The following is a 5,583-nucleotide window of genomic DNA, read 5'->3' on the forward strand; positions in this document are numbered from 1 at the left end:
CCCCTGCTCAACCAGAGCGGCCCCCTCGGCCAGCTGGAGGTGCGCCTCAAGCTCATCTTCGCCCTCGGCCTCATCTCACTCGAGCGCTATCAGGATATCGAAGCCTATATCAAGATCCGCGACTTTCTGGTGCGCGACCCCAAGGATTACCGCTTCAGCGACAAGCCGATCCGCGACCTGCTCGACCGCCTGCACGGGGTCAATCAGGGCGGCATGATGAAGCTGGAGCCCCCCGCCAGCGAAGAGGATTGGGCCTTCTACCAGATGCAGCTCAACCGGCTCGATCAGATGGTGCGCTCCGCCCTGGTACTGGCGCTGGCCGACTGTGTCGGCGAGCTCCACAAGGAGAGCCCCATCTAATCCGGCCCTGAGGCCACCCCATCACCACGGTTGGCGTCTGGCTGGCGCCCTTCACACCACCGCTAGCCACCATGACGCCGACTGTCGCACATCTCCCCATCCCGGCCATGATGCACGCGCCTTCAGGTGTCAATCTGACCAACTTAGCCACTACACTAGCTCCATACTCACTGCCTGAATCGAGGTCTGCATGATTGCCCTCTCTCTGGCCGGGATCGCCCTGGTCTCCGTGCTGGCCCAATGGCTTGCTTGGTCGCTGCGGGTGCCCGCCATCCTGTTTCTGCTGCTCACCGGCCTGACTCTGGGCCCGGTCAGCGGCCTGCTCGATCCCGATGCCCTGCTCGGGGATCTGCTGTTCCCGCTGGTCTCCCTGTCGGTGGCCATCATCCTGTTCGAGGGGGCGCTGACCCTCCATCTGGCCGAGCTCAAGGGGATCGGCAAGGTGGTACGCAATCTCTGCTCCACCGGCATGCTGGTCAGCTTCGCCGTCATCGGCAGCGCCGGTTACTTCCTGCTGGGGCTGGACTGGCGGGTCGCCACCATGCTCGGCGCGGTACTGGTGGTAACGGGCCCGACGGTGATCGCCCCCATGCTCAACGTGATCCGCCCCACCCGGGAGGTGGATCGCATTCTGCGCTGGGAGGGGATCGTCATCGACCCCATCGGCGCCCTGTTTGCGGTGCTGGTATTCGAGGCGGTACGCCTCGGCAGTCAGGGAGATCTCATCAGCCATACCCTGCTGGCGCTGGGCAAGACAGTGTTGGTCGGTTCCCTGATCGGGGTGGCGGCAGGCTGGCTCACCACCCTGCTCATTCGCAAGGACTGGCTACCGGTCAGCCTGCACAAATTCGGCGTGCTGGCGCTGGTGCTGGTCACCTTCAGCCTCTCCAACTGGCTCAGCCACGAATCTGGCCTGCTGGCGGTGACCGTGTTCGGCATCTGGCTCGCCAATCAGGAGGGGCTGGATCTGGAGGAGGTGCTGGCGTTCAAGGAGGATCTCGCGGTCATCCTTATATCCAGCCTGTTTATCCTGCTGGCGGCCCGCCTCGATCTGGCCCAGCTCTGGCAACTCGGCCCCATGGTGCTGGCGCTGCTGTGCGTGGTGCAATTCGTGGCGCGTCCGCTCTGTATTCTGGTCTCGACCTGGGGCTCGGATCTCTCCTGGCGGGCTCGCGCTCTGCTGAGCTGGATCGCCCCGCGCGGCATAGTCGCGGCGGCGGTCAGCGCCTCGTTTGCCATCAGCCTGCATCAGGCCGAGATCCCCGATGCCGACAAGCTGGTGCCGCTGGTATTTGCGGTGATCATCTCCACCGTGGTGTTGCAGAGCCTCACCTCGGCACCGCTGGCCAGCCTGCTCAAGATGCGCCAGAGCGCCCCCAACACCTGGCTCATCATAGGGGCCAACTCGGTGGCGCGGGCTATCGGCAAGGCGCTGGCGGATCAGGGTGTGCCGGTACAGCTCTGCGATCCCGCCTGGGAGTTCTGCAAACAGGCGCGGATGAGCAACCTCCCCTGTTATTTCGGCAACCCCCAGTCGGAACATGCCGAGCTGCACCTGCCGCTTACCAGCATCAGTACCGTGCTGGCGCTCTCCCCCAACCGTCACAACAACGCCCTCGGGGTACTGCACTTTGCCCACCTCTACGGCGAGGAGCAGGTCTACTCCCTGCGCTCCAGCGAGCAGCACGGCAAAGCCAACCGGGAGAGTGCCACCTTCCGCGCTCGCCAGAACCTGTTCGGCCCCGACATCAACTATGCCCGGCTGAGCAGCCTGCTGAGCCGGGGCGGCCAGATCAAGGCGACCCGCCTGAGCGAGGCGTTCGACTGGGCCCAGTATCAGACCGCCAATCCCGGCGCCATCCCTCTGTTCATCATGGATGGCAAGGGCAAGCCCCAGATCGTCACCGGCCCCGTCACCCCGCAGGCGGGTGAGCTGCTGATCGCCCTGCAGCCGCCCAGAGAGCAGGGAACCGAATGAGCGAGGCCAACCACAATCCGCTGATCACCCCTCTGCTGGTGCTGCTGCAACAGGCGGCGGGCAGCTACAAGGTGCATGAACTGATGGCGGCTCTGCGCCAGCAGGGGGAGATCCCCCGGCTGGCCGACGACGAGCAGTTGCAGCTGTTTCGGGTCAACTTCCTGATCATGAACGCCCTCTACCAGTTGCAAGCCGAGCTTTATGAAGAGGGTTGGTGGCTGGTGATCAGCACCCTGGATATCCGGCTCGAACCGCTGGTCGGGAGCTCGGAGGCCAGCCACGGCTTTGCCCTTGGCGAAAATCTGCGTAGCTACTATCTCGACTGGCAGGTGTTCTGGCAGACCGACCGTGCCGAAGTTGAAGCCCTGCTCAACCGCTTCTGGCGCGCTTATGACGGTGAGGGGCACAAAGCCGAGGCGCTGGCCCTGTTCGGGTTGAATGAGGGGGCGAGTCAGGAGGCGATCCGCCGCCGCTGGCGGGAGCTGGCATTGCAGCACCATCCAGATCGGGGTGGCAATGCCGAGACCTTTATCCGCATCCGCTGGGCCTGGGAGGTCCTGCGGGGATGATCCGGTTGCCGTCCGCACAAAGAGAGGCATAGACTGGAGCTGAATCCCCCTTCACAGGAGAGCATCATGACAGTCAGTGAACTTCGCAAGCTCTATCAACAACAGATCCTGCAAGAGGCCGAAATACTCCACGACGTGGCCATCCCCGGCTGGATCATCGAATTCAGAGGCAATGATGGCGCCCTCTACGAGCTGACCGATACCCTCGGCTGCCCGGTCAGTTTCGATACGGTCGAACAGGCCCGCGATCATGTGCATCTGGTAGCTGACTGCCCGATGCAGGTAGAACACCTCTATCGCTTCTTCGAACGTTAACTCAAACCGTCACATCTCACCCCTAGCCCCGGTGAGGCTTGTACCAGGCACATAGTCAGCACGTGCCTGCCACAGGCCTCCCCAGAAAAAACTGCTTCGATTTACTCGTGTTGCAGAGTACAAGTTGCACGCTATCTGGCATAGACAGCCATAAATCTGGCTATGGAGTGGCTATCTCTATGGTCACATGGACCAGCTCTTCATGTATCGCCAACCGCGCGCGGATCTCGCTGGCGGAGACAGGCGCAGTCATCAGCAGGGAGAGCACGCAGGCATACTGCTGCTGGCCCACCCGCCAGACGTGCAGATCGCGGATCTCGGCATCCGGCAGGTCGGCAATCACCTCACGGATCTCTCCCACCAACGGGGTATCCATCTCGGCATCCAGCAGCACCCGACCGGAGTCGCGCAGCAGACCCCAGGCCCACACCGCCACCAGTACGGCCCCCACTATGCCCATCAGGGGATCCAGCCAGTCGGCCCCCCACAGCATGCCCCCCACCAGTGCCAGGATCGCCAGCACGGATGTGGCCGCATCAGCAAGCACGTGGATATAGGCGGCGCGCAGGTTGAGATCCTGATGGCCGTGGTGAGCGTCATGGTCATGATGATCGTGGTCGTGATGCCCATGATGGTGGTGATGATGGCCGTGATCATCCTTGAGCAGCCAGGCACAGGCCAGGTTCACCAGCAGCCCCACCAGCGCGATGGCGATCGCCTGTTGATAGTGGATCGGGCTGGGATCGAGCAGCCTGAACACCGACTCGAACAGCATCAGCCCGGCCACCCCCACCAGCAGGAGAGCACTGGTGAAGCCACCTAGCACCTCGATCTTCCAGGTGCCGAAGCTGAATCTGTGGTCGCGGGCAAAGTGGCGGGCGGCGCGGTAGGCCAGCACCGAGAGACCGAGCGCCAGCGCGTGGGAGCTCATGTGCCAGCCGTCGGCCAGCAGCGCCATGGAGTTGTAAAACCAGCCGCCGCCGATCTCCGCCACCATCATGATGACGGTCAGCAGCACGGCCCAACGGGTTTTCTGTTCAGCCAGCGGATTCCCTTCGTGGACGACGGGTTGGTGGCAGTGGGATGAGACAAGGGATGACATGGATTTCTCCTGAGGACGATAATGCAATATACTATACCCCAGTATAGTTTTATTGATCGAGAGGATCCTGCATGTCACACACCATTCACGGTAAAAAGAAGCTGCTGGCACGGGTACGTCGCATCAAGGGGCAGGCCGGTGCGCTGGAGAGCGCGCTGGAGCAGGAGAGCGACTGCGCCGCCATTTTGCAGCAGATCGCGGCCATTCGCGGTGCCGTCAACGGCCTGATGCTGGAGGTGCTGGAAGGGCACATGCGTGAGCATCTCGGCGCCCCCGATGCCACCCCGGCCGAGCGGCTGGAGGATCTAGATCAGGTGGTCAGCGTCCTGCGATCCTATTTGAAGTAAGCAGGATGGCGGCGCCATCCCTTCAGGCTCGACCAGCGTCGGGCTTGAGCCACCGCCAGCTTTGCGCCATGATGTCCAGCCCGGCTGACCGCCGGTTTTACTGGACAGTCAATTTCAAGGATCCCCCATGTTTGAACACGTCGATGCCTATGCTGGCGACCCTATCCTGACCCTGGTCGAGACCTTCCACAAAGACACCCGCGAGCAGAAGGTGAACCTGGGGATCGGCCTCTATTACGACGAGCAGGGCCGCATTCCGCTGCTGGCCTCGGTACAGCAGGCCGAAGCCCAGCGCGCCGCCGCGCCAGCCCCGCGCCCCTACCAGCCGATGGAAGGCGCCGCCAACTACCGCACTGCGGTGCAGCACCTGCTGTTTGGTGCCGACCATGAAGCGGTCAAGGCGGGACGTATCGCCACCATCCAGACCATCGGCGGCTCGGGCGCGCTGAAGATCGGCGCCGATCTGCTCAAGCGCTACTTCCCGACCTCCGAGGTATGGGTCAGCAATCCCACCTGGGATAACCACAAGGCGATGTTCGAAGGCGCCGGCATCAAGGTGCACGACTACCCCTACTACGATGCGGCCACTGGCGGCGTGCAGTTTGATGCGATGATCGACTGCCTGAGTACCCTGCCGGCCAAGAGCATCGTGCTGCTGCACCCTTGCTGCCACAACCCGACCGGGGTGGATCTCTCCCGTGCCCAGTGGGATCGGGTGATCGCGCTGGTGGTCGAGAAGAACCTGATCCCCTTTATGGATATCGCCTATCAGGGCTTCGGCGACGGGCTGGAAGAGGATGCCTACGCTATTCGCGCCATGGTGGCCGCCGGCGTAAGCTTCTTCGTCAGCAACTCCTTTTCCAAGAACCTCTCCTTCTACGGCGAGCGGTGCGGCGGCCTGTCGGTCATCTG

General features: G+C 62.9%; 7 protein-coding genes. 6 read left to right on the forward strand and 1 reads right to left on the reverse strand.

Annotation, left to right across the window (positions count from 1 at the left end):
• From G5358_RS19870 to G5358_RS19885, 4 genes are all read left to right on the forward strand, one after another.
• Window positions 1-360, forward strand: a 360-nt coding sequence (locus G5358_RS19870; protein WP_421324767.1) for an MltR family transcriptional regulator, incomplete at its 5' end; no start/stop codon positions are given.
• Window positions 361-550: 190 nt separating this feature from the next.
• Complete coding sequence (locus G5358_RS19875) at window positions 551-2,338, forward strand: cation:proton antiporter (RefSeq protein ID WP_216952113.1); 1,788 nt, start codon at window positions 551-553, stop codon at window positions 2,336-2,338.
• Complete coding sequence (locus G5358_RS19880) at window positions 2,335-2,907, forward strand: DNA-J related domain-containing protein (RefSeq protein ID WP_216952114.1); 573 nt, start codon at window positions 2,335-2,337, stop codon at window positions 2,905-2,907. The genes G5358_RS19875 and G5358_RS19880 overlap by 4 nt, the downstream gene beginning before the upstream one ends.
• A gap of 66 nt (window positions 2,908-2,973) precedes the next feature.
• A complete protein-coding gene (locus G5358_RS19885; RefSeq protein WP_005343091.1) occupies window positions 2,974-3,222 on the forward strand; it encodes a hypothetical protein in 249 nt (82 codons plus the stop codon).
• A gap of 160 nt (window positions 3,223-3,382) precedes the next feature.
• On the opposite strand, the gene dmeF is transcribed toward G5358_RS19885, so the two are convergent.
• On the reverse strand, window positions 3,383-4,324 hold the full coding sequence (dmeF, locus tag G5358_RS19890) for a CDF family Co(II)/Ni(II) efflux transporter DmeF (RefSeq protein WP_421324769.1): 942 nt from the start codon (window positions 4,322-4,324) through the stop codon (window positions 3,383-3,385).
• A 71-nt stretch (window positions 4,325-4,395) separates the two neighbouring features.
• Here dmeF and G5358_RS19895 point away from each other — a divergent pair, with 71 nt between their 5' ends.
• Both G5358_RS19895 and G5358_RS19900 read left to right on the forward strand, forming a co-directional pair.
• Window positions 4,396-4,671, forward strand: coding sequence for a metal/formaldehyde-sensitive transcriptional repressor (locus tag G5358_RS19895; protein ID WP_164536036.1), 276 nt, complete (start codon window positions 4,396-4,398; stop codon window positions 4,669-4,671).
• 127 nt (window positions 4,672-4,798) lie between these two features.
• Window positions 4,799-5,583, forward strand: a 785-nt coding sequence (locus tag G5358_RS19900) for an aromatic amino acid transaminase (RefSeq protein ID WP_421324770.1), incomplete at its 3' end; no start/stop codon positions are given.

Origin of the sequence: Aeromonas sp. 604176 (genome assembly GCF_049170755.1) — a bacterium.
GTDB lineage: Bacteria > Pseudomonadota > Gammaproteobacteria > Enterobacterales > Aeromonadaceae > Aeromonas > Aeromonas veronii_A.

Coding starts and splice junctions, on each gene's coding strand:
- G5358_RS19875 (WP_216952113.1), top strand. CDS start 551: ATGATTGCCCTCTCTCTGGCCGGGATCGCCCTGGTCTCCGTGCTGGCC.
- G5358_RS19880 (WP_216952114.1), top strand. CDS start 2,335: ATGAGCGAGGCCAACCACAATCCGCTGATCACCCCTCTGCTGGTGCTG.
- G5358_RS19885 (WP_005343091.1), top strand. CDS start 2,974: ATGACAGTCAGTGAACTTCGCAAGCTCTATCAACAACAGATCCTGCAA.
- dmeF (WP_421324769.1), bottom strand. CDS start 4,324: ATGTCATCCCTTGTCTCATCCCACTGCCACCAACCCGTCGTCCACGAA.
- G5358_RS19895 (WP_164536036.1), top strand. CDS start 4,396: ATGTCACACACCATTCACGGTAAAAAGAAGCTGCTGGCACGGGTACGT.